Below are 26023 nucleotides of genomic sequence, written 5' to 3' on the forward strand. Positions count from 1 at the left end.
GAGTGCATGACCAAGCCTCGTAAGTCTCGGACCGTGGTGTCGCTCCTCCTGGACGTGGGCGTGCCCGTCGGGTCGTACTACCTGCTGAAGGGCGCGTTCGGGATGAGCGCGGTCGCGGCGCTCGGCTGGAGCAGTGCCGGGCCCGTGCTGCGGACCGGCTGGGGGGTGCTGAGGCAGCGGGAGGTGAACGTGCTGCCGCTGCTCATCCTGCTGGCCAACCTGGCCGGGCTGCTGATCGGCTTCGGGACGGGGGACGCCCGGCTGATGCTGGCCAAGGACAGCGCGGTCACCAGCCTGGTCGGGTTCGCGCTGCTGGGGTCGGTGGCGCTGGGGCGGCCGATGATGACGGCGACGCTGAAGCCGTGGCTGGTGAAGGGGGACGCGGGCCGGGAGGCTGCCTGGGGACGGCTGCGGCGGGAGTCGCCGGCGTTCAGGCGGGCGGAGCTGCGGTTCTCGGCGGTGTGGGGCGTCGCGTTCGTCGGGGAGTGCGGGGTGCGGATCGTGGGGGTCTACGCGTTGCCCGTCGACACGATGGTGTGGCTCGGGACGGTCGTCATGATCGTGACGATGCTGGTCGCGTTCGTGGTGAGTGGTGCGCTGGGGGCGGGGCCCATGGTCCACATGATCGGGGCCGCCGTCACCACGGACGACTCGGCCGACGCGTTCGACGCGGTCCTGGAAGCTGAGAAGAATTCATCTTTGGTTGGATCTACCCACGGGTAAGCCGGGGCCCTACGCTCGCCGCCATGACTGATGTGCTGCGGCGCGGCAGGGCCTCGCTCGCGTTCGGCTTCTTCGCCCAGGGTGTCGCCTTCGCCCTGCTGGTGACGCGTATCCCGGCCATCCAGGACCGGTACGGCGTCTCCGACGCGCTGCTGCCCGTCTTCCTCGCCGCCGTGCCGATCCTGGCCGGGGTCGGGAGTGTGGTGAGCGAGCGCCTGGTGCGGCGGGTGCGGCCGAGCCGGCTGCTGCGCTGGTCCCAGCCGGTGGTGCTGCTGGCGCTGCTCGGCGTCGGGGCGGGGGACCGGGTGGCGGTGCTGGCCGTCGCCCTGGCCGTCTTCGGGCTGGCCGTGGGCGCGCTGGACGCGTCGATGAACATGCTCGGTGTGAGCCTGCAACGGGCGTACGGGCGCAGCATCATGCTCGGGTTCCACGCCGCGTACAGCCTGGGCGGGATTCTGGGGGCCTCGCTGGCCTGGGCGGGGGCGCACTGGGACCTGGCGTTGTGGGTGTCGTATCTGCCGGTGGTGGTGCTGCTGTTGCCGGCCGCGCTGGTCGGGAGCCGGTGGTACGTCGACGGGGGCCGTGAGGGTGCGGAGGGCGCGGGCGCCGGTGAGGGCACGGGCGCCGGTGAGGGCACGGGCGGCGTCGGTGCGGGTGTCGGCTTCAAGGTGCTGCTGCCGCTGTGCCTGGTCATGACGTTCGCGTACATCGGGGACTCGACCGTTTCCAACTGGAGCGCGAAGTACCTCCAGGACGTGCTGGGGAGTTCGGAGCAACTGGCCACCGTGCCGTACAACGTCTACATGGTGACCACGCTGGTGGGGCGGGCCCTCGGGGACTTCGGGGTGCGTCGGTTCGGGGCCGTGGCGGTGGTGCGGGGCGGGGCGGTCGTCGCGGCGGGCGGTTTCGCCGTGGTGGCCTCGGCGCCGGGGGCCTGGGTGGGGATGCTGGGCTTCACCCTGCTGGGTCTCGGGCTGTGTGTGCTGGTGCCGCAGACGTTCGCGGCGGCGGGGCGGCTGGCGGCGGAGAAGGACGGTCGCCCGGGGGCTTCCGACGCGGCGGTGGCGCGGCTCAACGTGTTCAACTACGTCGGTTTCCTGATCGGTTCGCCGTTGGTGGGTGCGCTCGGGGACGCCTGGAGCTATCGCGGGGCGATGCTCGTGCCGATGGTGTTGGTGCTGGTGACGGTCGTGTACGCCCGGTCGTTCGAGGGGCAACCGGACCGATACGGTGGCGGGCATGAGCGGCCGCGCACAGCTGATGTGGGACGAGGCAGTAACGGGCTATGACTTCGGTCCCGAGCATCCGATGGACCCGGTCCGGCTCGCCCTGACGCGCAGTCTGGTCGGTGCCCTCGGGCTCGACCGGGAGGTGGAGGTCGTCGCGGCGCGGCCGGCCGGGGAGTCGACGCTGCGGCTCGTCCACCGGGAGGACTACATCGACGCGGTGCGGGCGGCGTCGGCGGATCCACGGTCGGCGGACGGTTCGTACGGGCTCGGGACGGTCGACGACCCGGCCTTCGCCGGGATGCACGAGGTGTCCGCGCTGATCGCCGGGCAGTCGGTGGGGGCGGCGGAGGCGGTGTGGCGCGGGGACGCGCTGCACGCGGTGAACTTCGCGGGCGGGCTGCACCACGCGATGCCGGGCGCGGCGTCCGGGTTCTGCGTGTACAACGACGCGGCGCTGGCGATCGCGCGGCTGCTGGAGCTGGGTGCCGAGCGGGTCGCGTACGTGGACGTCGACGTGCACCACGGGGACGGGGTGCAGGCGGCGTTCTGGGAGGACCCGCGGGTGCTGACGGTGTCGCTGCACGAGCATCCGGCGACGCTGTTCCCGCAGACCGGGTGGCCGGAGGAGACGGGGGCGGACTGCGCCGAGGGGTCGGCCGTGAACGTCGCGCTGCCGGCGGGGACCGGGGACGCGGGGTGGCTGCGGGCGTTCCACGCGGTGGTGCCGGAGGTCCTGGCGGACTTTCGGCCGCAGGTGCTGGTGACCCAGCACGGTGCCGACACGCACTTCGAGGATCCGCTGGCGCATCTGGCGGTGTCGCTGGACGCGCAGCGGGCGGTGCAGGTGGCGTGCCACGAGCTGGCGCACGAGTACGCCGGGGGGCGGTGGGTGGCTCTCGGGGGTGGCGGGTACGCCGTGGTGGAGGTGGTGCCGCGGTCGTGGGCGCATCTGGTGGGGGTCGCGGCGGGGCGGCCGGTGGAGCCGGAGACGGTGATTTCGGAGGGGTGGCGGCAGGAGGTGTACGCGCGGACGCGGCAGCTGGGGCCGATGCGGATGACCGATGGGCGGTGGCCGGTGTCGTACGCCTCGTGGGAGGCGGGGTACGACCCTGCGGATCGGTTGGACCAGGCGGTGCGGGCGGCTCGGCGGGCGGTGTTTCCGTTGCGGGGGTTGTTGGCGTAGGGGTGGTTTCTCGGGGGCGGGTTCCCGGTTGCCCGGCGTTGGTGCTGGGCGGGGGTGGGTGCGCAGCCCGGCGCTTACGGGGTGCCTCCCCCAGTGCCTGAACGGCCTGGGAGGTACCCCCACCGCCCACCCGTGCCGCCCCAGCGGCACGACTGCCCGCAGCTATGGGCGGCTGCGGGGCGGCTGCGACTGCCCGCAGCTCAGTGGTTACGCCGACCGTGCGTAGATTCTTTCGTTTCCTGCCCCGCTCGCCGGGCGACCCGGCAGCATCGGAGGGGTGCTGACCCGCGGAGCTCTTCGGGCTCATCTTCTTGATGTTCGGCTGGCCGGGGTGGTGGCGACCTCTCGGGAGGTGAGTCTGCGGAGTTACCGGCTGTTCGCCGCTCGGGACCCCCGGGTGCTGATCGGGATCGATCCGGAGCGGGACTGGGGGCCGCGGGAGCTGCTCGGGCTGATGGCGGAGAGGTGCGGTGTTTCGGCCGATCCGCGCGATGTCTCGGGCCAGGACGTCATCGACCCGGACCGGACCCTCGCGGCGCTGGACGCCTTCGCCGGGCGGCTCGCGGCGGCCGCCGGACGCCGGGCCCCGGTGCTGCTCGGCACCGGGCACCCGCACCGGCTGCTCGGCTTCTACGTCGCCTTGGCCGAGGCGCTGTCGGCGGCGGGATGTACTGTCCTCACCCCGGCGCAGGGTCGCTCTGTCGACATAACGACCCGGTTCGGTCTACGCACGTACACCCTCGACTACGTCCGTGGAGTCGCGTTGGTGCGGGAGCACGGTGCCGGTCGCGCCGGTGGTGAGCCCGGCGCGCACACGCACTCGCCGCTGCCGGTTCGGACCGCGCTGGCCGCCGCGGCCGAGGGTGGCGGGCCGCTGCCCGAGTTGGTGATCGGGGACCACGGGTGGGTCTGCGGGGCAGGTCAGCTGGGGTTCGAGGCGATCGGGCCGGCCGATACGGACGATCCCGCGCTCTTCGTGGGAGAGGCCGAGGGGTCCGTGTCCGTCGCCGTTCCACTCGATGACGCCGTGCGGTCCGAGTACTACCGGCCGCTTACCCGCTACGTACTCAATCGAGCGTGTCTGTCACGGTAGGGAAGCGATGGGTGCACCTCTTCCCCATTCGCATCACCCGCCCCTACATTGGGGAGTGAGCACGCAGCGACGAAGAGTCACCGGAAGGGGAAGCCGGTGGCCGTCGAGTGCGGAAGGTTCAGGTGTGTCATGGCTGCAGCTGGCGAGAGGCCTCTGAACGAGGTTCAGTTCCTTACCGTGGCGGAGGTCGCCTCGGTGATGCGCGTGTCCAAGATGACCGTGTACCGGTTGGTGCACAGCGGTCATCTGCCCGCGATCCGGGTCGGACGGTCGTTCCGCGTCCCGGAGCAAGCGGTTCACGAGTACCTCCGCGAGAGCTACGTGGGGGTGGAAACGGCCTGACGGCCCTCGATTACACCCTCAGCGCTCGGACCGGTAGGCTGGCCCCTCGTAGGTCGTGTGGGCCCATGGCGCTCACCAACCGAGTGATGAGAAGTGAGCGAGGATAGTCGTGGGCTCTGTTATCAAGAAGCGGCGCAAGCGGATGGCCAAGAAGAAGCACCGCAAGCTGCTGAAGCGCACGCGCGTTCAGCGTCGCAACAAGAAGTAAGCGACGCTGCGCCGTCGGCGTGGTCTGTGGCCCCCCACCGTATTCGGTGGGGGGCCACAGTCGTTCGGCCGCCATTTTTCGTCACGTGCCGCGTCCGGCGGTCATCACGGCGCAACACCTACCGGCTAAGTTGGCCCGCAAGCGGGGAACGCGGCAGGCTACGGTGCAGGCGGAAGGAAGGCGCTGATCTTGGGCAAGGTCGTGCTCGTGACCGGAGTGGCCCGGCAGCTGGGCGGCCGGTTCGTCCGGCGCGTCCAGCGGGATCCCGGTGTGGAGCGGGTGATCGGCGTCGACGCCGTCGCGCCCGAGCACCATCTGGGCGGCGCCGAGTTCGTCCAGGCGGACATCCGGCAGTCGGCCATCGGGCGCGTGCTGGCCCAGACACGTGCGGACACGGTCGTCCACCTGGACGTGACGGGCACGCCGCTGGGCAGCGGCAGTCGCGCCTCGGTGAAGGAGACCAACGTCATCGGCACGATGCAGCTGCTCGGCGCCTGCCAGAAGTCGCCGACGGTGCGGCGGCTGGTGGTGAAGTCCAGTACGAACGTCTACGGGTCCGCGCCGCGCGACCCGGCCGTCTGCGTCGAGACCACCGCGCCCAAGTCCCTGCCCAGCGGCGGCTTCGCCAAGGACGCGGTCGAGGTCGAGGGGTACGTGCGGGGCTTCGCGCGCCGGCGGCCGGACGTGTCGGTGACGGTGCTGCGGTTCGCCAACATCCTCGGCCCGGCCGCGGACACGCCGCTCGCCTCGTACTTCGGACTGCCGGTGCTGCCCACCGTGTTCGGCTACGACCCGCGGCTGCAGTTCGTGCACGAGGACGACGTGATCGAGGTGCTGCGGGTCTGCGCGGACGAGCCGCGGCGGGGGACGCTGAACAGCGGAACCTTCAACATCGCCGGGGACGGTGTGCTGCTGCTCTCGCAGTGCTCGCGGCGGCTCGGCCGCCCCACGGTGCCGTTGCTGCTGCCGGCGGTCACCTGGGCGGGTTCGCTCGTGCGTACGCTGGGGATGACGGACTTCTCCCCCGAGCAGATCCGGCTGCTCACCCACGGTCGGGTGGTGGACACCACGCAGATGCGCGAGACGCTGGGATTCAGGCCGAAGTACTCGACGGCCGGGGCGTTCGCGGACTTCGCCCACGGGCGCGGCGCCGGGCTGCTGCCGCCCGAGGCCCTCGCGGGGGCCGTCGACCGGATCGCGGAGCTGTCCCTGCGGGGCAGCGGTCATCTCCCGACGCAGAGCGCCAACTGAGGAGCGCAGCAACGATGGCGGACGCCAAGGTCATTCCGTTCGACGACGACCGGTCGCGGGGAAGCCGCGGCGCGGGGAGCCGGCGCAGGGGCGGCCCGGCCGAGTCGGCGCCGGCGGGTGAGGGGCCGGTGGGCGACGTGCAGCCGCTGCCCGTACGGGGAGCCGCCGCGCAGGACCCGGCACCCGGGCCGGACGAGTCACCCGAACCACGGTCGGCGGTCGGCGACGGCGGCGACCGGGACGAGGGCCTGGAGCGGCGCCTCGCGGCCGGACTGTCCTTCCTGCGCCGCCGGCTCACCGGCGACTACGAGGTCGACGACTTCGGCTACGACGCCGAGCTGACCGACCAGGTGCTGATGTCCCTGCTGCGGCCGGTGTACGAGAAGTACTTCCGGGTCGAGGTGAAGGGCGTGGAGAACATCCCGGCCGAGGGCGGTGCGCTGATCGTCGCCAACCACTCCGGGACGCTGCCGCTGGACGGGCTGATGATGCAGGTCGCCGTGCACGACCACCATCCGGCCGACCGGCACCTGCGGCTGCTGGCGGCGGACCTGGTGTTCGTGCTGCCGGTGGTCAACGAGCTGGCGCGGAAGCTGGGCCACACCCTGGCCTGCGCGGAGGACGCGGAACGGCTGTTGGCGCAGGGCGAGCTGGTCGGGGTGATGCCGGAGGGCTTCAAGGGCATCGGCAAGCCGTTCGGCGAGCGCTACAAGCTCCAGCGGTTCGGGCGGGGCGGCTTCGTGTCCACGGCGCTGCGGCAGGGGGCGCCGATCGTTCCGTGCTCGATCGTCGGGGCGGAGGAGATCTACCCGATGATCGGCAACTCCAAGACGCTGGCGCGGCTGCTGGGCTTCCCGTACTTCCCGCTCACGCCGACCTTCCCGTGGCTGGGGCCGCTGGGCGCGGTGCCGTTGCCGACGAAGTGGACGATCCAGTTCGGTGAGCCGATCCCGACGGACGGCTACGCGCCGGAGGCGGCCGAGGACCCGGTGCTGATGTTCAACCTGACCGACCAGGTGAGAGAGCAGATCCAGCACACGCTCTACAAGCTGCTGGTGCAGCGGAGGTCGGTGTTCTTCTGAGGCGGTGGGGCGCCCCTGGTGCCGGGGCGCCCCTGGTGCCGGGGCGCCCCACCGGGCTCAGTCCGCGTCCTCCGCCTCGATGCCCAGGCCGGGCAGGAGACCCGGGAGGAGGGGCGGGAGGGTGACGTCCGGCTGCGTGGGCGGGGTGTTGCCGCCGCCCGTGGAGGGGGAGGCGGTGCCGCTGTCGTCCTTCGGCGGGTCGAGCAGGCCGCCGGTGCCACCGCCGAGCAGGCCGTCGCTCTCGTCGCCGGAGTCGGCGGACTCGCTGGGCCGGTCGGACTGCGAGCGGCCGCGCTCGGACGTGCCCTCGTCGCCGGTGCGGGGCGCCGAGGAGTGACCGGAGCCGGGGGTGCCGGTGGTCGTCGAGCCGGAACCGCCCGGCAGCCCGGCGTCCCCGCCGCCCTCGTCCTGGGCCGGCGGCTGCGGCAGCATGGACTGCAGCGGGGCCACGTCGTCGTCTATGGCGTCGAACACCGACGACACCTGCTCACTGACGTCCCCGAGTTGCACGGGCAGCCGCTCGCGCAGCGCTCCCCAGGTCTCCCGGTGGGACTGGGAGAAGGCGGAGAGGGCCTGCATGGGGGCCAGCGAGCCGGGGTCGTGGGCGTAGGCCGCGCTGAGCAGGCGGTGGCCCTCGGAGGCGTCGTGCCGCATGCCGGACAGGGCGCGGCGGACCTCACCGAGCGACTCGTGGTCGAGGGGGCCGCTGCGGCCGCGCTCCATCAGCCGACGGGCCTCGCTGAGCCGGGTCGAGGCGAGGTCCAGGTAGGCCCGGCCCCGCTCGTCGTTGCCGTCGGCGAGGCCGAGGCGGAAGTCCTCTATGCCGCGCTTGAGGCCGTAGAGCGAATCGCCGGGCAGAGCGTCCGAACTGGCGGCGGCGACTCCGCCGAAGGCACCGGCGGCCACGCTCACGCTCAGTCCGCCCGCGGTGAGGCCCTTGGCCAGCCGCGAGCGGGGCCGGAACCTGCTCAGCGGCGCCGCCCGATGGGTGCCGCGCGCCCGGCGCTGCTCCGGTACCGACGTGTCCGTCGCCCCGCCGCTCGCGGTGCCCTCCTGCAGCATGGCCTCGAAGGCGGCCACGAGCTGGGCCCGCTGGACGACCTTGACCTCGGGGTCCAGCTCGGGCCGGGGCAGCGTCTCCAGACCATGGGCGAGGGTCACCAGGCGACCCTGCTCGGTCGGTTCCGCGGTGGCCCCGGCGGTCGCCGGCCCTCCGGACTGCTCGGCCGCCGCCCCGGGGTCCGACTGCTCCTCCAGGGCCTGGGCGAAGGCGTTCGCCCGCCGGTGTGCCGATACGTTCGCGATCACTGGCGGCACCTCCTCTCGTCATCACGGTCGACTCCCCAGGGGGTCCTGAGGGTTGCACGCCCCGGTCGGAACCATCCGATCGGGTGATCGGAGTCGGCCAGGGAGTGACCACAGGGAGCCTGCATCCCGCACAACGAGCGGCGCGGCACTTGGGTTACGGACGGCTGATGATCGGGCGGCGGAGTCAACGGTCTTTCACCAGTGGTGACTTGAGGAACACGAAGGGTGAGCGCCGCTGTGGCGTCTCTCAGCGGGCGTCGTCGGGGAGCAGCCGGGCGAGGGTGCGCACGGCCCGGTACTGGAGCGTTTTGATGGCGCCCTCGTTCTTGCCCATGACCCGGGCGGTCTCGGCGACCGAGAGGCCCTGGAGGAAGCGCAGGGTCACGCACTCCTGCTGCTGTGGGTTGAGCCGTCGTACGGCGTCCAGCAGGGCGGCGTTGGAGAGGGACTCGAGGACGGAGTCCTCGGGGGAGCGCTCGACCTCGTTGGCGTCGAGCATCTCGCCGGTGGTGACCTCGAGGCGGAAGCGGCTGGACTTGAAGTGGTCGGCGACCAGGTTGCGGGCGATCGTCACGAGCCAGGCGCCGAAGTCGCGGCCCTGGTAGGTGAAGGTGCCGATGCGCCTGAGCGCCCGCAGAAAGGTCTCGCTGGTGAGGTCCTCGGCGGTGGCCTTGCCTCCCACCCGGTAGTAGATGTAGCGGTACACGGTGTCGCTGTACTGGTCGTAGAGCCGGCCGAAGGCGTCGGCCTCGCCGGCCTGGGCCCGCTCGACCAGCTCCATCATGCGGGCGCTGTCGCTGTCCGCCGCCGGGCGGCGGTGGGTGGTGGCGGCGGCCCCGGACGAGGACGACCGCGCTCGTCTGCCGACGACGGCGCTTCCTTCGGCCAGTGCGTAGCACGGACCGGCGGGCACGGCGGCCGCGGCGAGGGCGGGGACGGCATACGCGGTGGGGACGAAGCCGCGCAACAGGTCTTGCGCTGATTTGACCGTTGCGCGCAGCGTAGCCAGGCCCGAGGCGTCAACCCCGACGTGTGGGTACACGGGACTCCCAGAGGCAGAGCTTCCATCACGTGCAGTACGGAACCATTCACCCGTCGTAGCGAAGGTGGGGTACCGGAATGCGTCTGAGGAGAATAACGCTTCGTGCAGGCACTGCTACGCCCAGTTGCTCAAATCATCGATTACGTCGCTTCTGTGCCCGATTGACGCTCGATCAGATGCGCCAGAATGATCGCTTGGTGACCGGAACGGTTCGGATTCCTGGTGACTACAGAGCGTGTTGTGGCCGATGTGAGTTCAGGGGACTGGAGAGCCCGTCCCGGGGGTACGTCATCCCGATTGGGTCAACGACTGGGTCAACGGCCGGGTCAACGGCGGCGGCGGTGCAGCGCGATGGCCGCCACGGTGCCGCCCGCCACCGCCCCGACGCCCGCGGCCGCGGGGATGCCGACCTTCGCGGCCTTGCGCCCGGTGCGGTAGTCGCGCAGTCGCCACTCCAGCTCGCGGGCGTGCTTGCGCAGCTTGGAGTCCGGGTTGATGGCGTACGGATGTCCGACCAGCGACAGCATCGGGATGTCGTTGTGCGAGTCGCTGTAGGCGGCGCAGCGGGACAGGTCCAGGGCCTCGGCCGTGGCCAGCGCCCGGACCGCCTCGGCCTTCGCGGGGCCGTGCAGCGGCTCGCCGACCAGCTTGCCCGTGTAGACGCCGCCGATCGACTCGGCCACCGTGCCGAGCGCGCCGGTCAGGCCGAGGCGGCGGGCGATCACCTGGGCGATCTCCACCGGGGCGGCCGTCACCAGCCAGACCTTCTGTCCGGCGTCCAGGTGGGCCTGCGCGAGGGCGCGGGTGCCGGGCCAGATCCGCTCGGCCATGTACTCGTCGTAGATCTCCTCGCCGATCGACTTCAGTTCGGAGACGCGGTGGCCCTTGACGATGGAGAGCGCGGAGTCGCGGGCGTCCTGCATGTGCTCCGGGTCCTCGAACCCGGCCAGCCGGAACCAGGCCTGCTGCCAGGCGAAGCGGGCGAGGTCGCGGGTCTCGAAGAACTTCCGCTTGTACAGGCCCCGGCCGAAGTGGAAGATCGCGGCGCCCTGCATGACGGTGTTGTCGAGGTCGAAGAACGCGGCCGCGCGGTCGTCGCCGTGGACCGGGAACTCCGGTTCGGCGACTCCGGAGCCGGGGGTGGTTTCCTGGGAGGTCCCGGCGGTCTCGGCGGCTTCCGCGGACTTGCGGGCTGCCTCCGCCGAGGCCTCGCCTGCCAACACGCTCCGCGCCGTGGCGGAGCGCCTACGGGGAGTGAGCCATCGAAGAGCGGCCATGCCAGTGAGCATAGCCAGCTTGTTCGGATGCTTCGGAGCCGACGGGTTCGCAGGCTGTGAACTCCGGGCGGCGGTGCCGTTAAGCGGCCGTGCTGCGAGGGCTCGCCCGCGGTCCCACCCGCGCTCGCGCCGGCGCGCGCGAGAATGGCCGGCATGAGTCCCCTCTTCCGCCGGAAGCCCACGCAGCCCCCTGAGCACTCCGAGAACCATCTCGTCACCCTCATTCGCAAACCCGGCTGTCATCTGTGTGATGACGCACAGCTCGTCGTCGAGAAGGTCTGCGCGGAACTCGGCGTCCCCTGGGAGGGGAAGGACATCACCGAGGACCGCCAACTCCACGACCAGTACTGGGAGCAGATTCCGGTCGTGCTGGTCGACGGGCGGCAGCACACCTTCTGGCGTGTGAACGAGGAACGGCTGCGCAAGGTACTGACCGATCAGTACAAGTAGTCCGTATGGTCGCTTAGGATCGATGGCGACCAGGTCTCGGGGGCGTTGATCGTGAGGAGCGTGTACGGCTTTGCCCCCGATGAGTGAGGAACGAGAGTACGTATGTGCCGGTTCCCGTTCCGTGCGCCGGGGGCGCGTGACCCCGGTCACGTTGGCCGGGCAAATCGGACACCATCTTTGTGCACGCGTTCACAAAGACATAGCCTGCATTCGACGGGGCGGTCATGTAGGGACGTATGACCGCCTACAGCCCCGCTCTACCCGCAGGAGCACCGTGGCAACTGGCCGAGCACACCGACCGGCGACCCGCAGCCGAGGGATTCCCGAGGCCACCGTCGCCAGGCTTCCGCTGTACCTCCGCGCACTGACCGCGCTGTCCGAGCGCTCGGTGCCCACGGTCTCCTCCGAGGAGCTGGCGGCCGCCGCGGGGGTCAACTCCGCGAAGCTGCGCAAGGACTTCTCCTACCTCGGCTCCTACGGGACCCGCGGTGTCGGCTACGACGTCGAGTATCTCGTCTACCAGATCTCGCGCGAACTCGGCCTCACCCAGGACTGGCCGGTTGTGATCGTCGGTATCGGCAACCTCGGTGCCGCGCTCGCCAACTACGGTGGTTTCGCCTCCCGCGGGTTCCGCGTCGCCGCGCTCATCGACGCCGATCCGGGAATGGCCGGAAAGCCCGTCGCCGGCATCCCGGTGCAGCACACCGACGAGCTGGAGAAGATCATCCAGGACGACGGTGTCTCGATCGGTGTGATCGCGACCCCCGCCGGCGCCGCCCAGCAGGTCTGCGACCGCCTCGTGGCCGCCGGTGTCACCTCCATCCTGAACTTCGCGCCGACCGTGCTGAACGTCCCCGAGGGCGTCGACGTGCGCAAGGTCGACCTCTCCATCGAGCTGCAGATCCTCGCCTTCCACGAGCAGCGCAAGGCGGGCGAGGAGGCCGCGGCCGACGGCGCCGCACCGCCCGTCGCCGCCCGCAAGCAGCAGCGCTCCACCGGCTCCGCCGACCAGGGACCCGACGGGGACGTACCCGCCGTGATGCCGGCATGAGCCTCCTCGTCGTCGGGCTGAGCCACCGCAGCGCCCCCGTCAGCGTGCTCGAGCGGGCCTCGCTGAACGCGGACGCGCAGCTCAAGCTGCTCCAGGACACGGTCGCCGCCGAACCGGCCGCCGAGGCCGCGGTCCTGGCCACCTGCAACCGCATCGAGCTGTACGCCGACGTGGACAAGTTCCACGCCGGTGTCGCCGAGCTGTCCACGCTGCTCGCCCAGCACAGCGGCGTCGGCCTGGAGGAGCTGACCCCCTACCTCTACGTGCACTACGAGGACCGGGCCGTCCACCACCTGTTCTCGGTGGCCTGCGGGCTGGACTCGATGGTGGTCGGCGAGGGGCAGATCCTCGGCCAGATAAAGGACTCCCTGGCCCGCGCCCAGGACCTGCACACCGCCGGACGGCTCCTGAACGACCTGTTCCAGCAGGCGCTGCGGGTCGGCAAGCGCGCCCACTCCGAGACCGGCATCGACCGGGCCGGGCAGTCCCTGGTCACCTTCGGCCTGGAGCAGCTGTCCGCGGGGGCCGACGTCGAGCAGTGGGCGCGGGGCAAGAAGGCGCTGGTCATCGGCGCCGGTTCGATGTCCTCGCTGGCCGCCGCCACGCTGGCGCGGGCCGGGGTCGCCGAGATCGTGGTCGCCAACCGCACCTTCGAGCGCGCCGAGCGCCTCGCGCTCCTGCTCGAAGAGCAATATGGACAACGTCTTTCCGAGGGCGACGACACGGACGTGCTGGCCCGCGCGGTACCGATGGACGCGGTGCCGGGCGAGCTGACACGTGCCGACGTGGCCGTTTCCTGTACGGGCGCGACCGGTCTCGTCCTCACGGCCGACTCCGTGGCGGCGGCGGTGGAGGGCCGTACCGGCGCACCCGCCGTCGAGGACACCGCCGTACGGGAGACCGCCGTACGGGAAGCCGGCGAAACGCCACTGCCGGGTGCCGGGAGCGCCACCGACGAGAACTGCCCCCTGGACCTCTCCTCCGTGTCCTCCGTCCCCTCCGGCTTCTCCGTCATGGGCGAGGCCGCCGTGGCCGGCATGGACGCGGCGACGCTGGAGCAGCACGGGGCGTGGGCCGCGGGCGGTACGGCGGTGGACCGGACGCGCGAGGCGGGCCGGAGCGGTCCGGAGGCGGACGCCGAGCTGATCGGCGCGCTCGCCGCGACGGCGACCCGCGTCGGCCGCATCCCCGAGCGCCGCCGCCCGGAGCCCGTCGCCGAGGCGCCCCGCCCGCAGCCCGTGCTCTTCCTGCTCGACCTCGCGATGCCGCGGGACGTCGACGCCGCCGTGCACCGGCTGGCCGGGGTCCGCCTGGTGGACATCGAGTCGCTCGCCGACGCCTCGGCCGACGCACCGATGGCCGCCGACGTCGACATGGTCCGCCGGATCGTCGCCGACGAGGTCGCGGCCTTCGGCGCCGCCCAGCGCGCCGCGCACATCACGCCCACCGTGGTCGCGCTGCGCAGCATGGCCGCGGACGTCGTGGCCGGCGAGATCGCCCGCCTGGAAGGGCGGCTGCCGGGGCTCGACGACAAGCACCGGGCCGAGATCACCCAGACCGTCAAGCGTGTGGTCGACAAGCTGCTGCACGCGCCGACGGTGCGGGTCAAGCAGCTCGCCGCCGAACCCGGCGGTGCCGGGTACGCGGACGCGCTGCGCACCCTGTTCGACCTCGACCAGGAGACGGTGGCCTCCGTCTCCCGCGCCGAGAACAGCACTGAGAAGAACCGAGGGCCGGCATGACTGAGAAGGCACTGAGGCTGGGGACCAGGCGGAGCAAGCTCGCCATGGCCCAGTCCGGGCAGGTGGCGGACGCCGTGAGCCAGGTGACCGGTCGGCCCGTTGAGCTGGTCGAGATCACCACGTACGGGGACACGTCGCGGGAGCACCTGGCGCAGATCGGCGGCACGGGGGTGTTCGTCGCCGCGCTGCGCGACGCGCTGCTGCGGGGTGAGGTGGACTTCGCGGTTCACTCGCTCAAGGACCTCCCCACCGCGCAGCACGAGGGCCTGGTCGTGGCCGCGATCCCGGAGCGCGAGGACCCGCGGGACGTGGTCGTCGCCCGGGACGCGCGCAAGCTGACCGACCTCCCGCGCGGGGCGCGCGTCGGCACGGGCGCGCCGCGCCGCATGGCGCAGCTGAACGCGTACGCCCGCACCCACGGGATGGAGATCGAGACCGTCCCGATCCGGGGCAACGTGGACACGCGCATCGGATACGTCCGCAGCGGTGAGCTGGACGCGGTCGTGCTGGCCGCCGCCGGGCTGAACCGGGTGGGGCGCATCGACGAGGTGACCGACTTCCTGTCGGTCGACACGGTTTTGCCGGCCCCCGGCCAGGGGGCACTGGCGGTCGAGTGCGCGGCGGACAACGCCTCGCTGATCGCCGCGCTCGCCGAGCTCGACGACCCGTTCACGCGGGCCGCCGTAACGGCCGAGCGGTCACTGCTCGCCGCCCTGGAGGCCGGCTGCAGCGCACCCGTGGGGGCGCTGGCCGACCTTCTGGCCGACGGGCAGACTGTCAAGGAAATGCGCCTGCGCGGCGTCGTCGGCACGACCGACGGCTCGACGCTGGTGCAGCTGTCCACCACCGGTCCCGTGCCCGAGACGCACGAGGCGGCGCTGGCGCTCGGCGGCGAACTCGCCGCCGAGATGCTCGCCCAGGGCGCGGCCGGTCTGATGGGGGAGCGAGCACAGTGAGCCCCACCACCCTTCCCGCCGGTCCTGAACACGGGCACGTCACCTTCCTCGGTGCCGGACCCGGAGATCCGGGACTGCTGACTCTGCGCGCCGTCGAGGCGCTGGCGCACGCGGACGTCCTCGTCGCCGAGCACGAGGTGCTCGACGTCGTACGCACGCACGCGAAGCAGGGCGTGTCGGAAGTGCACACGGATGCCGATCCGTCGGATCCGGGCACAGGCGCGCCCCAGCTGACGGTAGTTGACGGTGCGTCAACGACCTTCGGCGCCCCCGCTGTGCGGGATGCCGCACATCTTGTCATGGAGGCCGCGCGGGGCGGCAGGCGGGTCGTGCGTGCGGTGACCGGGGATCCCGGGCTCGACGCGTACGCCGCCGAGGAGATGCTGGCGTGCGCCGCGGCCGGGGTGCCCTTCGAGGTCGTCCCGGGCATTGCGAACGCCGTCGGCGTGCCCGCGTACGCCGGTGTGCCGCTGCGGGACGCGGAGGGCGCGGACGTGCGCTTCGTGGACGCCCGTACGGCCTCGGACCGCTGCTGGACCGAGGTGGGCGCCTCCGACGGCACGGTGGTGGTGTCGACGACGCTCGACTCGGTGGCCGCGGCGGCCGGTGAGCTGGTCTCGGCCGGCCGCAAGCCGGACACCCCGCTGACGGTGACCATCGCCGGTACGACCACGCGGCAGCGCACCTGGACGGCGACGCTGGGCACGGTCGCGCAGACGCTGAAGCAGGCGAAGGTGCTGCCGTCCCCGGACGGCGGCCGCCCGGTGATAGCCGTGGTCGGCGAGCGCAGCTCCGCCGCCCGGCGCGACCAGCTGTCGTGGTTCGAGTCCAAGCCGCTGTTCGGCTGGAAGGTCCTCGTCCCGCGCACGAAGGAGCAGGCGGCTTCGCTCTCCGACCAGCTGCGGTCCTACGGGGCCGTCCCGAGCGAGGTTCCGACCATCGCGGTGGAGCCGCCGCGCACCCCGCAGCAGATGGAGCGGGCGGTCAAGGGCCTGGTGACGGGCCGCTACGAGTGGATCGCGTTCACGTCGGTCAACGCGGTCAAGGCGGTCCGTGAGAAGTTCGAGGAGTACGGGCTGGACGCCCGCGCCTTCGCGGGCATCAAGGTCGCGGCGGTGGGCGAGCAGACGGCCAACGCGCTGATCGCCTTCGGCGTCAAGCCGGACCTGGTCCCGAGCGGCGAGCAGTCGGCCGCCGGTCTCCTGGAGGACTGGCCGCCCTACGACCCGGTCTTCGACCCGATCGACCGTGTCTTCCTGCCCCGCGCCGACATCGCCACGGAGACCCTGGTCGCCGGGCTGATCGAGCTGGGCTGGGAGGTCGACGACGTCACCGCCTACCGCACGGTGCGCGCCTCGCCGCCGCCGGCCACGACCCGGGAGGCCATCAAGGGCGGCGGCTTCGACGCGGTGCTCTTCACGTCGTCCTCCACGGTCCGCAACCTCGTCGGCATCGCGGGCAAGCCGCACAACGTCACGGTGATCGCCTGCATCGGCCCGGCGACGGCCAAGACGGCCGAGGAACACGGGCTGCGCGTCGACGTGATGTCCCCCGAGCCGTCCGTCACCAAGCTGGCGGAGGCCCTGGCCGACTTCGGCCTGCGGCGCCGGGCGGCGGCCCTGGAGGCGGGGGATCCGGTGACGCGGCCGAGCGAACGGCGGCCGGGGTCGCGGAGACGGCGGTCGTCGACCTGAGGTGGTCCTCCACGTGAGCCGATGCGGGGCGTCCTTTGCGGGCGCCCCGTCGTCGTTGCCCCGGACCGCGTTGCCCCGGACGGCGTTCGCTCGGCCGCGTCGTACCGGCCGCGTCGTACCGGCGAGCGTCCCACCCTGGATCCGCAGCGCGGACGTCCGCCGGGAACCGTACGCGCGCGGGGGCGGAGAACACGGGCAAGGGCTTCGCGCTCCAGTACGGGGCGGTTGCGCTTAGCCTTGGGCGACTTGACGACGGTGGAGGGTGCATGACCGGGTTGGGCAGGCTCGACGGCAAGCGGACTCTGGTGATCGGGGGTGGCGGGGCAGGGATCGGCCGGAGCATCGTCCGTTCCTGTGCGGCCGCGGGGGCGGCGGTGGCGGTGGCCGACGTGGATGCCGCACGGGCGACCGAGGCGGCGGACGAGTTGCTGGCGGCCGGACACGTCGCCCACGCGCTGAGCGGCGACGTCCGTTCCCGCGAGCAACTCGAAGACGTGATCGTCGGCGCGGCCGACCGGCTCGGCGGGCTCGACGTCCTGATCACGGTGGTCGGCGGGCAGGTGGCCTTCGTACCCGCGGTCAGACTGCACGAGATGGCCGACGCCGACTGGGACACCGTCTACGAACTGAACCTGCGCTATGTGGCTCGCGCGGTGCGACGCGTGCTGCGGCTGTTCCTGGAACAGGGCACCGGCGGGAACATCGTCGGCATCGGCTCGGTCACCGGGTTCATGGCCGCGCCGATGCAGGCCGGTTACGGCGCCGCCAAGGCCGGCCTGCACAGCCTGGCGCGGACCGTCGCGGCCGAGTACGCGGCCGACGGCATCCGGATGAACGTCGTCGCGGGCGGGGCGATCAGTACCGCCGTCAACGCCGGCCCCTCCGACGCATGGGTTCCGGAGATACCGGCGGGCCGCTACGGCACGTCGGAGGAGATGGCTGCCGCGGCCGTCTACCTGGCCTCGGACGAGTCGCGCTACGTCACCGGCCAGCAGATCGTCCTGGACGGCGGGGTCTCGGTCCGCGGTCCCTTCCCCGAGTAGCCGAGGGCGAGGGGCGTACCCGTCACGGGCGCTCCGCCGGCCGGTGCAGCCCGCTCAGGTCCAGCGTCGGGGCGGGCGGCAGGGGGGCCGGGCGGGGCGGCGGGTCGGCCTGGAAGGACTGGAAGAGGTAGGTCAGGAGGCGGTGGGCGGCGGGGACGGCGGTCTCGGGGGGCTGGGAGGCCAGGCCGCTCACGGCCAGGAGGAGCAGGGGGATGTCGGCGGGGGAGAAGTCCTCGCGGAGCCGGCCCGCGTCGCGGGCGCGCCGGACCAGGTGGGCCAGGCGCTCCTCGGCGCAGGCGCGTTCCCGGTCGTAGTCCAGGGACGCCGGGAAACCGGCCATGAACACCGTCTCGAAGCCGCGGTCGGTGACCAGCGTGGTGCACACCTTCCGCAGGAGCGTGTACAGGCCGTGTCCCGGGTCGGGGTCGGCCAGGGCCTCGTCGAACGCGGCCGCGCACACGGTGAGCTGGTCGTCGAAGGCCGCGGCCACGAGGGACGAGCGGGTGGGGAAGCGGCGGTAGAGGGTGGCCACGCCGACGCCCGCCCGGCGGGCGACCGCGCTCATCGGGGCGTCGACGCCCCGGGCGGAGAAGACCTCGCGCGCGGCCTCCAGGACGCGTTCGCGGTTGCGGCGGGCATCGGCCCGCAGCGCGTCCGGCGCCGGAGCCTCCCCGGTGGTGTGCTCCGCGGGGTTGTGAGAGGGCTGGTCAGGCATGTTTCTCACTTCCGGGTTAAGTGGAGGGCATCGTCCGCTTACGTGTCTAGCGTGAGGTTAGCAGCGGATGCGGGCTTCGCCTCCGCACGTCCCGAACGCGACGTGGGTCACGAGACATGGGTGCGAGACATGGGTGAGATGAAGTCGGTTCTCTTCGACCGCTACGGGCCTCCCGAGGTGCTGTACGTCGGACGGCGGCCGGTGCCGGCCATCGGACCCGACGAGGTGCTGGTGCGGGTGTGCGCCGCCGGGGTCAACGGCGGCGACCTGCACGACCGGACGGGCAAGGTGCGTCTGGTGACCGGCCGGGCCTTTCCCAAGGGGTGCGGCATCGACTTCGCGGGGGAGGTGGCCGGGGTCGGGGCCTCGGTGCGCGGGGTCCGGGAGGGCCGGCGGGTGTGGGGGCTGCTGGGGCGCCGTACCGGCAGCATGGCCGAGTACGTCGCCGTCAGCCCCCGGCGGATCGCGCCCGCACCCGACAACCTCACGCCGGAGGAGGCCGTCTCGCTGCTCGCGGGCGCGACCACGGCGCTGACCGCGCTGCGCGACAAGGCCGCTCTCCAGCCCGGTGAGCGACTGCTCGTCCGGGGCGGGAGCGGCGGTGTGGGCAGTGTCGCCGTGCAGGTGGGAAGGGTGCTCGGGGCGCGTGTCGTCGCGCTCGCGGGCGGGCGGAACCTCGACTTCGTGCGGGGGCTGGGCGCCGAGGAGGCACTGGACCACCGGACGACCGCGCTGTCCGCGCTCGGCCGCTTCGACGTCGTCCTCGACACCGTCGGCACCGAGCAGGCCCGGGTGCGGCGGTTGCTGGCGCCGGGCGGGCGCATGGTCGCCGTCGCCCCCGACCTCGACCGGCCGCTCGCGTGGCTCGGTACCGTGCTCGGTTCCGCCGTCCACGGAAAGGGGCGCATCCGCTTCTTCAGCGGCAATCCCGACAGCGCGCTGCTCGCCGAGGCCGCCCGGCTCGCCGAGCACGGTGACATCGTCCCCGTCGTCGACACCGTCCACCCGCTCGACGGCGTCGCCGACGCCCAACGGGCCCTGGCGGCCGGGGGCGTTCGGGGCAAGCACGTCGTACGGGTGCGGTAGGTCCGGCAACCGGCGGCAGACGGGCCCGCGTTGACAGGTGGCGGGCCGGTGCGTGTAATGAGGGTGGTGCCGCGTGGCGCCGGTCAAAGAGCAGTGGGCCGGCCGGCGACCGGGCGAGCGCCCTTCATGCAGGGGGTACGTGATGCGTTCATACTCCGCGCCCTGATTCCGAGTCGTCCGACGCAGCGCTTCCGCGCGTCGGTCTCGTGCTTGCCCTTCGTTCCCCGCACGCCGCGGCACGTGTCGTTGCCGTTGCCGTGGCCTGCCGTCCTGGAGACACAGAACCGTATGCCCACGTCGTTCCACCAGTCCGTCATCGACGAGTTCCGCGCCAACGAGGGGAAGGTCGGCGGCCCCTTCGAAGGCGGGGATCTGCTTCTGCTGACCACCACCGGCGCCCGGTCGGGGGCCTCGCGGACCACACCGCTCGGTTACGTCCGCCACGGGGAGTCCCTGCTCGTGGTCGGGTCCAACCTCGGTGGCCCGCGGCACCCCGGCTGGTACTACAACCTGCTCGCCCATCCCCTGGTCCGGGTGGAGGTGGGCGCGGCGGGTTTCGAGGCGCTCGCGGTGCCCGCCGAGGGGGAGCGGCGCGAGGAGCTGTTCGCGCACGTCGTACGGGAGGCGCCCGGGTACGGCGACTACCAGGCCGGCACCAGCAGGCCGCTGCCGGTCGTGGTGCTGGAGCAGGCCGAGCCCGAGGAGTGGGTGGGGCGGCCCCGTGAGGTCCGCACTCTCGCCGACAAGCTGGTGGAGGTGCACACCTGGCTGCGGGGGCAGTTGAGGCAGGTGCGGGCCGAGGTCGAGGCACACTTCGCGGCCCCGGGGGCGGCCGGTGCGCCGCCGAGTCTCGGGCTGCAGATCCGGCAGCGGTGTCTGGCGTTCTGCCAGGTGCTGGAGTTCCATCACGACAGCGAGGACGGGCACCTGTTTCCCGGAACGGCCCGGCACCACCCCCGACTGGCCCCCGTCTTCGACCGGCTCGCCGAGGAGCACCGCACGGTCGCCCGCGTCCAGGGAGAACTGGCGGCACTGCTCGCGGGCGTCTCCGTAGCCGAGCCGGGGCGCTTCCGGCGCGAACTCGCGGCGATGTCCGCGGAGCTGAACGCGCACCTCGACCACGAGGAGGAGGTGCTGCTTCCGCTGCTGGCCGACGTGCCCTGGCCGCCGGTCGCGCCCTCGGCCGGGCCCCCGACCGCACGTTAGGCGGACTCCAGCAACTCCTTGAGCCGGGCCAGGTCGGCGGCCACCATGCCCGCGTCGCGCTCGAAGTCCGCGTCGGTCGTCCCCGGCTGCCGGCGGAGGGTGAACACCACCTCGCTCGCCGTGCCGTCGGCGATGACGCGGACCGGGTTGTAGACGGTCTCCCCGGAGGGGAGCGTGACGTGGTGGTCGAGTACGCCCAGGTCGTTGCGGGGGACGAAGGTGACCTTGACCCGGCCGAGGGGTGAGGAGTCCGCGATCCATGCGTCCGCGACCCTCTCGATCGTCCCGCCGAGGCCGTGGGCCCACGCGGGCAGGTTGGCCGGGTCCGAGGCGTACGCGTAGACGTCGGTGACCGTGCGGTCGATGTGGATGCCGAGGTGGCGTGAAGCCCTGCCGGTGCTGTTCATGGCAGTGACGGTAACGGGCCGTCGGCCCCGGTCTCTTGAACGAATCGGACGCGCCCGTTCCGCCGGTCGGCCCCTCGGCTCGGCCGCGCGGGAGGAACAGGCGATCACCGAGTTCGGCGCGCTGCTCGGAGCCCACCTCTTCGACGCGAGCCTGCCGGGGGTGGCGTACCCGGAGGTGGCGGACCACTCACTCGCGCTGGACGCCTACGACCGTGCCAAGGACGCCCCCGCGGGTGAGGTGCGCGGCGTCCTCGCCGAGGGAAGGGCGGCGCCGGCCCGGCTCGACGCCGGCTGTGGTCGGCGTCGGCTGGAGCCCGCCCGGAGGCACCTCGCGGCGTGTGGGGGTGTGCCGTGCCGACGCCGTACGGCCGGCCGACCAGCGGCGGCGGCCCTGAGCGGGTCGGCTTGCCCGGTCACCACCGAAGAGGGCACTTCTGGGCGGCCCCCCCCCCGCGTTGCCCGGACCGCTCCGGGCCGACTTCCCGTCGGCAAAGGCACGGGTGGGGCGGGCGTAGCGTAGGTGGTATGACGACGTACGGATCCTTTCCCGGCGCCCGGCCCCGGCGGCTGCGGACCACCCCCGTGATGCGTCGGATGGTCGCCGAGACCCGGCTGCACCCCGCCGACTTCATCCTTCCGGCCTTCGTCCGCGAGGGCGTGAGCGAGCCGGTGCCGATCGCGGCGATGCCCGGTGTCGTGCAGCACACCCGGGACACGCTGAAGAAGGCGGCCGCGGAGGCGGTCGAGGCCGGGGTCTCCGGGATCATGATCTTCGGGGTGCCGGAGGACGGGAAGAAGGACGCCGCGGGGACCGCCGGGACCGATCCGGACGGGATTCTGCAGGTCGCGCTGCGGGACGTGCGGGCCGAGGTCGGGGACGAGCTGCTTGTCATGTCCGACCTCTGTCTGGACGAGTTCACCGATCACGGGCACTGCGGGGTGCTGGACGGCCAGGGGCGGGTCGACAACGACGCCACGCTCGAGCGGTACGCCGAGATGGCGCAGGTCCAGGCCGACGCGGGCGCCCATGTCGTCGGGCCCAGCGGGATGATGGACGGGCAGATCGGCGTCATCCGTGATGCCCTCGACCAGATCGGGCGGGAGGACGTGGCGATCCTCGCGTACACCGCCAAGTACGCCTCCGCCTTCTACGGGCCCTTCCGCGAGGCCGTCGGGTCCTCGCTCAAGGGCGACCGCAAGACCTACCAGCAGGACTCCGCCAACGCGCGGGAGTCGCTGCGGGAGCTGGCGCTGGACCTGGAGGAGGGGGCCGACATGGTGATGGTCAAGCCGGCCGGTCCCTACCTCGACATCCTCGCCAAGGTCGCCGAGGCCTCGGACGTGCCCGTCGCCGCCTACCAGATCTCCGGCGAGTACTCGATGATCGAGGCCGCCGCCGAGAAGGGCTGGATCGACCGCGACCGGGCCATCCTGGAGAGCCTCACCGGGATCAAGCGGGCGGGCGCGCGCAACATCCTGACGTACTGGGCGACCGAGGTCGCTCGCACACTGCGCTGAGCGACCGGTGCCGGCCCTTCACGCAAGGGGTGCGGGGCGCGCCGGGGCGCGGGCCCCTTCAGTACTCGAGCGCGTTCGAAGCGTCGGTCTGCCAGTAGGTGACCATCAGCGCGGTGTCGACGTACACGCCGCCGGAGGGCAGCTTGACCGTGGCGATGGAGCCGTCCTCGAACGGGATGGTGAGGGTGTTCGCGTCGTAGCCGTTCTCGCCGCTGCCGTCGCCGGACGACAGGCGCACGCCCGCGTAGCCCGACTCTCCCGGGGCCAGCGTCGTCAGCGACTGCGGCTTGCTGGACTTCGCGACCGGCGGCACGGCCTGGGCCTCGCCGAACCGCGTCGCCGGGTACTGCGGCAGCGCGCACGTCTTCGAGCCGGTGTTGGTGGCGGTCAGCAGCAGGTGATTGATCGGGCGGGGGGCGTTCGCCGCGGTGATCCGTACGTCGGAGGCGGAGCACTCGCCGGGGACGCCCGAGTCGGAGTCCTTGTCGGCTCCGGCGCCGGTGCTGGAACCGGAGGCCGAGCCGGAGCCGGAGCCCGATGCCTTGTCGTTGCCGGCGGAGCCGTTCGAGGCGGTGGATCCGTTCGAGCCGGTGGAGCCGGTGGATTCGTTCGAGCCCGTCGATCCCTCGACACCCTTCGCGCTGCCCGCCGGCTGGACGCTGTTCCCGTCCGCCGACGCGGAGGCGGTGGAGTCGGGTGCCGGGGAGCCCGTGAGTTCGTCGCCCTCGCAGGCCGTGAGGGAGAGCGCGGCCAGCGCGACCGTGGTGGCGGCGAACAGGCGGGTACGGGTGATGCGGCGTGCGGACATGGAAGTTCTCCTTCGTAAGTGGGGAGTTGAGGCGAGCCGGTCGACCGTTCTCCGGGAGCGGCTGCTTTGATGACCACAGCCTGCGGCCGGGTTCGTCCCAGCCGCCAGCGGTGGGCGATCATGCGGGACAATGGGACGCCAGGAACGCCTTGACCTGCGGGAACGATGTCCCTCTGGGATGCGGTACGGGGATGCGAGGAGAGGGAGGAACGGTGGCGGGGGACGACTTCGCGGCGCTGCTTCGGGAGCTGAAGGAGCGGTCCGGGCTCAGTTACGGGGCACTCGGCAAGCGGCTGCACATGAGCGGCTCGACCCTGCACCGGTACGTCAGCGGAGAGGTGGTTCCGGTCGAGTTCGCGCCCGTCGAACGCCTCGCCCGGGTGTGCCGGGCGACACCCGACGAACTGCTCGAACTGCACCGCCGCTGGATCCGCGCGGACGCGCTGCGCGGCGTGAAGAAGGACGAGGCCGAGGGGGCGGAGGGGAGCGACGGGGGCGAGACCGCCGAGGGCGCCGAGGGCGCGGCCGCGGACAGCACCGCGTCGGCCCGGGCACCATCGGCAGCGCCGCCCGTTCCGGACACCACCCCTGTACCGGCTACCCCCGTAATGGCCACCCCGGTACCGGTCACCCCGGACGCCACTCCCGCACCGGGCAGCGTCCCGCCCGCCCGTGACGCCTCCGGTCCGGCCCGCCGCCGGGTGCCGCGCGCCGCGCTCTACGCCGCGACCGGCGTCGTCGCCGTCAGCGCCGCGGTGGCGCTCGTGGCCAACCTCGTGGCGAGCCCGGACGACGACGGCCGGCACGGTCCGGCCGGGGCCGTCGCGCAGACCTCCGCGTCGGTGTCCGGGACTGCGACCGGGCCGGGGTCGACGAGCCCGAGCCCGAGCGCGTCCACGTCCGCCCCGTCCGCCTCCGCCTCGGTGTCCGGGACCTCCTCGGCCTCGCCGTCCCGTCCGGCCACCGCCGCGCCGAGCCGCCGGGCACCCGCCGGGCCCCCGCTCACCGTGTCGACCACCCCGTACTACTGGGAGGTGCCCTGCGACCACGCCTTCCTGGTCGACCGCAGCCCGAAGAACGTGCCGAAGCCGCCGCCGCAGCAGGGCGCCGTCGGCTGGGCCGCCCCCCTCAAGGCGGTCTCCGCGAACCGGCAGGAGGTCGTCCTCACCGTGCAGGGCACCGGCCCGGAGACGGTGGTCCTGGAGGACCTGCACGTCCGTGTGGTGAGCAGCGGTCCGGCGCTGGACTGGAACCAGTACGTGATGGGCAACGGCTGCGGCGGCCAGGTGGACACCGCGTCCTTCGACGTCTCGCTCGACCTGGGCACACCGACGGCGGTGCCGATCGGGGGCCAGCGGGACTTTCCGTACAGCGTCACCGAGTCCGACACGGAGGTCTTCCACGCCACCGCGCACACCAGTGGCCAGGACGTCAGCTGGTACCTGGAGCTGGAGTGGTCCAGCGGCGGCCGGCACGGCATGACACGCGTCGACGACCACGGCAAGCCGTTCCGCACCAGCGCCTCCCGGGACGACTCCTACTACGCGTACCCCCTCGGCAGCGACCACTGGGAGCCGGTCGAGGGCGGCTGACGCGGCGGCCACGGCGGGGCGGCGGCAAGTCCGCCCGGGGGATAGGTTGTTGACCATCTAACCGGTTCGCTTCCTCAGGCGACATCCGAAAGGTGGGACGCCCATGCCCGGTGACGCGCTCAGCCAGGACCCCGCGGAGCTGCGGAGGAGGATCGACAGCAGCAAGGCGCACCCGGCCCGGGTCTACGACGTCTTCCTGGGCGGCAAGGACCACTACCCCGCCGACCTCGCCGCCGCGGCCGCCGGGCTCGCCGCCAACCCGCGCGGCTACCTCGACGTACGGCACAACCGCGACTTCCTGCGGCGCGCGGTGACCGCGCTCGCCCGCGAGGACGGCATCCGGCAGTTCCTCGACATCGGCACCGGGCTGCCCACCGCCGAGAACGTGCACCAGATCGCCCAGCGCATCGCCCCCGAGTCGAGGGTCGTCTACGTCGACAACGACCCGGTCGTGCTGGCCCACGCCCGCGCCCTGCTCACCAGCGGTCCCGAGGGGCGTACGGACTACATCGACGCGGACCTGAAGAGCCCGGCGCAGATCCTCGAACAGGCCGCGGCGACCCTCGACTTCGACCAGCCGGTGGCCCTGTGCCTCGTCGCCATTCTGCACTTCGTCGAGGACGAGGAGGCGTACCCGATCGTCCGCGAGCTGATGGACGCGCTGCCCGCCGGCAGCCGGCTCGTCCTCAGCCACCTCACGGAGGACCTCAACCCGGAGAACATCCGCGCCGTCCAGCGGACGTACACGGAGCGGGGTTTCACCTTCGTGCTGCGCTCCCGCAAGGACGTCGAGCGCTTCTTCACCGAGGCCGGTCTCGAGCTCGCCGAGCCCGGGGTCGTCCCGGTGCACCACTGGCGGCCCGACCACGCGGCACCGGTGCCGGAGCAGCCGGAGGAGTCGTACCTGGCCGGCCTGGACGACATCGAGAAGGTCCGCTACCGGGACATCAACGACGTCACGGACGCGGACATCAACGTGTACGGCGGGCTGGGCGCCAAGGGCTGACGGTGCGGCGG

At 72.5% G+C, this 26023-nt stretch carries 25 protein-coding genes; 19 read left to right on the plus strand and 6 right to left on the minus strand.

Annotated features, from left to right (window positions below; all coding sequences use genetic code 11):
• Positions 1–6: 6 nt before the first annotated feature.
• The 8 genes from R2E43_RS21525 (at position 7) to R2E43_RS21560 (ending at position 7111) form a co-directional block, all read left to right on the plus strand.
• On the plus strand, positions 7–723 hold the full coding sequence (locus tag R2E43_RS21525) for a VC0807 family protein (RefSeq protein ID WP_319123623.1): 717 nt from the start codon (positions 7–9) through the stop codon (positions 721–723).
• Between the two features lie 23 nt (positions 724–746).
• Positions 747–2012, plus strand: a complete 1266-nt coding sequence (locus tag R2E43_RS21530) for an MFS transporter (protein WP_136208789.1) — start codon at positions 747–749, stop codon at positions 2010–2012.
• On the plus strand, positions 1963–3135 hold the full coding sequence (locus R2E43_RS21535; RefSeq protein ID WP_332056481.1) for an acetoin utilization protein AcuC: 1173 nt from the start codon (positions 1963–1965) through the stop codon (positions 3133–3135). Before R2E43_RS21530 ends, R2E43_RS21535 begins: the two co-directional genes overlap by 50 nt.
• A 277-nt stretch (positions 3136–3412) precedes the next feature.
• The gene (locus tag R2E43_RS21540) at positions 3413–4228 is read left to right on the plus strand and encodes a phosphatase (RefSeq protein WP_003975508.1); all 816 of its coding nucleotides are present in this window, start codon (positions 3413–3415) and stop codon (positions 4226–4228) included.
• A 129-nt stretch (positions 4229–4357) separates the two neighbouring features.
• A complete protein-coding gene (locus R2E43_RS21545) occupies positions 4358–4570 on the plus strand; it encodes a helix-turn-helix domain-containing protein (protein ID WP_004984898.1) in 213 nt (70 codons plus the stop codon).
• Positions 4571–4679: 109 nt separating this feature from the next.
• Positions 4680–4778, plus strand: a complete 99-nt coding sequence (locus tag R2E43_RS21550) for a 30S ribosomal protein bS22 (RefSeq protein ID WP_003948845.1) — start codon at positions 4680–4682, stop codon at positions 4776–4778.
• 189 nt (positions 4779–4967) lie between these two features.
• Positions 4968–6029, plus strand: a complete 1062-nt coding sequence (locus R2E43_RS21555) for an NAD-dependent epimerase/dehydratase family protein (RefSeq protein ID WP_003975510.1) — start codon at positions 4968–4970, stop codon at positions 6027–6029.
• A 14-nt stretch (positions 6030–6043) separates the two neighbouring features.
• Positions 6044–7111, plus strand: coding sequence for a lysophospholipid acyltransferase family protein (locus R2E43_RS21560; RefSeq protein WP_003975511.1), 1068 nt, complete (start codon positions 6044–6046; stop codon positions 7109–7111).
• Between the two features lie 57 nt (positions 7112–7168).
• Here R2E43_RS21560 and R2E43_RS21565 read toward each other — a convergent pair whose 3' ends face one another.
• The 3 genes from R2E43_RS21565 to R2E43_RS21575 form a co-directional block, all read right to left on the minus strand.
• A complete protein-coding gene (locus R2E43_RS21565; protein WP_162495181.1) occupies positions 7169–8419 on the minus strand; it encodes a DUF5667 domain-containing protein in 1251 nt (416 codons plus the stop codon).
• Positions 8420–8666: 247 nt separating this feature from the next.
• Positions 8667–9461, minus strand: coding sequence for an ECF subfamily RNA polymerase sigma factor, BldN family (locus tag R2E43_RS21570; RefSeq protein ID WP_003975513.1), 795 nt, complete (start codon positions 9459–9461; stop codon positions 8667–8669).
• A gap of 326 nt (positions 9462–9787) precedes the next feature.
• Positions 9788–10738 carry an HAD family hydrolase gene (locus tag R2E43_RS21575; RefSeq protein WP_198653107.1) on the minus strand — a complete coding sequence of 317 codons (951 nt, stop codon included), beginning with the start codon at positions 10736–10738 and terminating at the stop codon, positions 9788–9790.
• Positions 10739–10891: 153 nt separating this feature from the next.
• On the opposite strand from R2E43_RS21575, the gene R2E43_RS21580 reads away from it, so the two are divergent.
• From R2E43_RS21580 to R2E43_RS21605, 6 genes are all read left to right on the plus strand, one after another.
• Positions 10892–11188: a glutaredoxin family protein gene (locus R2E43_RS21580; RefSeq protein WP_003975515.1), complete on the plus strand. Its 297-nt coding sequence runs from the start codon at positions 10892–10894 to the stop codon at positions 11186–11188.
• A gap of 274 nt (positions 11189–11462) precedes the next feature.
• Complete coding sequence (locus R2E43_RS21585) at positions 11463–12239, plus strand: redox-sensing transcriptional repressor Rex (protein ID WP_003975516.1); 777 nt, start codon at positions 11463–11465, stop codon at positions 12237–12239.
• Positions 12236–13981, plus strand: coding sequence for a glutamyl-tRNA reductase (locus tag R2E43_RS21590; RefSeq protein WP_003975517.1), 1746 nt, complete (start codon positions 12236–12238; stop codon positions 13979–13981). Before R2E43_RS21585 ends, R2E43_RS21590 begins: the two co-directional genes overlap by 4 nt.
• Positions 13978–14937, plus strand: a complete 960-nt coding sequence (gene hemC / locus R2E43_RS21595; RefSeq protein WP_003975518.1) for a hydroxymethylbilane synthase — start codon at positions 13978–13980, stop codon at positions 14935–14937. The genes R2E43_RS21590 and hemC overlap by 4 nt, the downstream gene beginning before the upstream one ends.
• A complete protein-coding gene (locus R2E43_RS21600; protein WP_003975519.1) occupies positions 14934–16631 on the plus strand; it encodes a bifunctional uroporphyrinogen-III C-methyltransferase/uroporphyrinogen-III synthase in 1698 nt (565 codons plus the stop codon). The genes hemC and R2E43_RS21600 overlap by 4 nt, the downstream gene beginning before the upstream one ends.
• Positions 16632–16897: 266 nt before the next feature.
• Entirely contained in the window at positions 16898–17674 is a 777-nt protein-coding gene (locus tag R2E43_RS21605) for an SDR family NAD(P)-dependent oxidoreductase (RefSeq protein ID WP_003975520.1), read from the plus strand.
• 22 nt (positions 17675–17696) lie between these two features.
• On the opposite strand, the gene R2E43_RS21610 is transcribed toward R2E43_RS21605, so the two are convergent.
• The gene (locus R2E43_RS21610; protein WP_003975521.1) at positions 17697–18389 is read right to left on the minus strand and encodes a TetR/AcrR family transcriptional regulator; all 693 of its coding nucleotides are present in this window, start codon (positions 18387–18389) and stop codon (positions 17697–17699) included.
• A 129-nt stretch (positions 18390–18518) separates the two neighbouring features.
• Between R2E43_RS21610 and R2E43_RS21615 the strand changes: the two genes are divergently transcribed.
• Both R2E43_RS21615 and R2E43_RS21620 read left to right on the plus strand, forming a co-directional pair.
• Positions 18519–19475 carry an NAD(P)-dependent alcohol dehydrogenase gene (locus R2E43_RS21615; RefSeq protein ID WP_332056482.1) on the plus strand — a complete coding sequence of 319 codons (957 nt, stop codon included), beginning with the start codon at positions 18519–18521 and terminating at the stop codon, positions 19473–19475.
• A gap of 288 nt (positions 19476–19763) precedes the next feature.
• Entirely contained in the window at positions 19764–20681 is a 918-nt protein-coding gene (locus R2E43_RS21620; RefSeq protein WP_003975523.1) for a nitroreductase/quinone reductase family protein, read from the plus strand.
• Here the strand turns inward: R2E43_RS21620 and R2E43_RS21625 are convergent.
• On the minus strand, positions 20678–21088 hold the full coding sequence (locus R2E43_RS21625) for an SRPBCC family protein (RefSeq protein WP_003975524.1): 411 nt from the start codon (positions 21086–21088) through the stop codon (positions 20678–20680). The genes R2E43_RS21620 and R2E43_RS21625 overlap by 4 nt on opposite strands.
• A 525-nt stretch (positions 21089–21613) precedes the next feature.
• Between R2E43_RS21625 and hemB the strand changes: the two genes are divergently transcribed.
• On the plus strand, positions 21614–22606 hold the full coding sequence (gene hemB, locus R2E43_RS21630; protein WP_003975525.1) for a porphobilinogen synthase: 993 nt from the start codon (positions 21614–21616) through the stop codon (positions 22604–22606).
• 58 nt (positions 22607–22664) lie between these two features.
• On the opposite strand, the gene R2E43_RS21635 is transcribed toward hemB, so the two are convergent.
• On the minus strand, positions 22665–23414 hold the full coding sequence (locus tag R2E43_RS21635; protein WP_030871350.1) for a DUF4232 domain-containing protein: 750 nt from the start codon (positions 23412–23414) through the stop codon (positions 22665–22667).
• A 212-nt stretch (positions 23415–23626) separates the two neighbouring features.
• On the opposite strand from R2E43_RS21635, the gene R2E43_RS21640 reads away from it, so the two are divergent.
• On the plus strand, positions 23627–25006 hold the full coding sequence (locus tag R2E43_RS21640) for a helix-turn-helix domain-containing protein (protein WP_332056483.1): 1380 nt from the start codon (positions 23627–23629) through the stop codon (positions 25004–25006).
• A gap of 103 nt (positions 25007–25109) precedes the next feature.
• The gene (locus R2E43_RS21645; RefSeq protein ID WP_003975528.1) at positions 25110–26012 is read left to right on the plus strand and encodes an SAM-dependent methyltransferase; all 903 of its coding nucleotides are present in this window, start codon (positions 25110–25112) and stop codon (positions 26010–26012) included.
• Positions 26013–26023: the final 11 nt, after the last annotated feature.

It is taken from the genome of Streptomyces violaceoruber (assembly GCF_033406955.1).
GTDB classification, from domain to species: Bacteria; Actinomycetota; Actinomycetes; order Streptomycetales; family Streptomycetaceae; genus Streptomyces; species Streptomyces violaceoruber.